Consider the following 1,615-nt stretch of genomic DNA (forward strand, 5'->3'; position numbering starts at 1 on the left):
TTTCTACATATCAGGCTTCGGCAACCGAATCACGCGAGAAGGTTTTCTCGCAATAATGGCATTTCAAACGTGTCTGACCATTATGTAAACGGACATAAAAACGGCTGATGACCGGCTCGCCATGACTGGCACAATTGGTATTCGGGCAGCGGAATACTTCTGAAATTTCGTCCGGCAATGACAAATGCTGTTTGTCGATCACTTTAAACTGATCGATTTTGTTTACCACTGCTTCAGGGGCAAATAAAGCCAAACGGTTGGCCGCATTGGCATCCAACCATACGCCGCTGACTTTGATAATGTCTTTGCTTCCTTGCGTTTTGCTGGGCAAATTAAAGCCGACCGTAACCGCACTGCCATAATGCAGCAGCTTAAACTGTCTTAGAATGGCCAAGCCTTTACCGGCAGGAATATGGTCAATTACCGTACCTTGTTCAATCGCTTCAACGCTGAGTTTTGAGTTTTCCATCTCTCGCTCCTTAAACTTCTTCGTTCAATACCAAAGACAAAATCGCCATCCGTGCATACACGCCATTGGTTGCCTGTTCAAAATAATAGGCATGAGGTGTTTTATCTACATCCGGATGAATTTCATCTACCCTCGGTAAAGGATGCAAGACGCGCAAATTGGGTTTGGCGTTTGCCAACATTGACGCATCAAGATTGAACTTACCCTGAATTTTGGCAAATTCCTGCTCATCAAAACGTTCGCGCTGAACACGGGTCATGTACAAAATATCCGCCCATTCGACCGCTTCTTCCAAGCTGGACAAAACTTGGTAAGGGCAACCAGCCTCCTCCAGCTCTTCAGTAATATAGTCCGGCATCGCCAAGCTGGGAGGGGAAACAAATGCAAACTCACAACCCCAACGCTTCAGTGCCTGACACAATGAGTGTACTGTACGGCCATATTTCAAATCACCGGCCATCGCAATTTTCAAATTGCTCAAGCTACCTTGTGTTTCATAAATCGTTACCAAATCCAAAAGCGTCTGGCTCGGATGTTGGTTGGTACCATCACCGGCATTAATCACAGGTACGCTCGAAAACTCGGCCGCCACACGGGCCGCACCGTCTTTAGGGTGTCGCTGAATAATCGCATCCGTATAGCTAGAAATAATCCTCGCAGTATCTGCAAGCGTTTCACCCTTTTTCGCGCTGGTATTCGCACCATCAGAAAAACCGATAACTTTCCCACCCAAACGCTGTACCGCGGTTTCAAAAGACAAACGCGTACGGGTGGACGGTTCAAAAAAGCACGATCCAATCAATTTACCCTCAAGCAAATCTTCACGAGGCTGCTTTTTCAACTTCAAGGCCGTCTGAAGCAGCAATTCGAGCTGCTCCGTCGTCAAATCTGAAATTGAAATAATATGTTGCCGATAAAGCGGATTAGGCATGACCATTCCTTCCCATAAAAAAGCCCGCAACAGGCGGGCGTTTCAAGCAAACCGATTCCATCGTTGCCCGACATCATCCTCGTCGGACAATCACAACCATGTTCCTACCACACCCATGAAATCTTCCGCATTATCGCATATTTAACAGACGGCTGCTTCTTTCAAGTTTTCAGACGGACTAAGACCCAAGCACAGGGATTCGGCTGTTTTCAGTT

General features: G+C 46.7%; 2 protein-coding genes. Both read right to left on the bottom strand.

All coding sequences use genetic code 11. From position 1 onward, the window contains the following. Nucleotides 1-10: 10 nt before the first annotated feature. Nucleotides 11-469 (bottom strand): aspartate carbamoyltransferase regulatory subunit, encoded by a 459-nt coding sequence (pyrI, locus tag O3660_RS11545; RefSeq protein ID WP_049350947.1) that lies wholly within the window; start codon nt 467-469, stop codon nt 11-13. A 10-nt stretch (nt 470-479) separates the two neighbouring features. Further along, nucleotides 480-1,400 (bottom strand): aspartate carbamoyltransferase, encoded by a 921-nt coding sequence (pyrB, locus tag O3660_RS11550; protein ID WP_003684701.1) that lies wholly within the window; start codon nt 1,398-1,400, stop codon nt 480-482. Nucleotides 1,401-1,615: the final 215 nt, after the last annotated feature.

Source organism: Neisseria sp. 27098_8_139, assembly GCF_041433195.1.
GTDB classification, from domain to species: Bacteria; Pseudomonadota; Gammaproteobacteria; order Burkholderiales; family Neisseriaceae; genus Neisseria; species Neisseria subflava.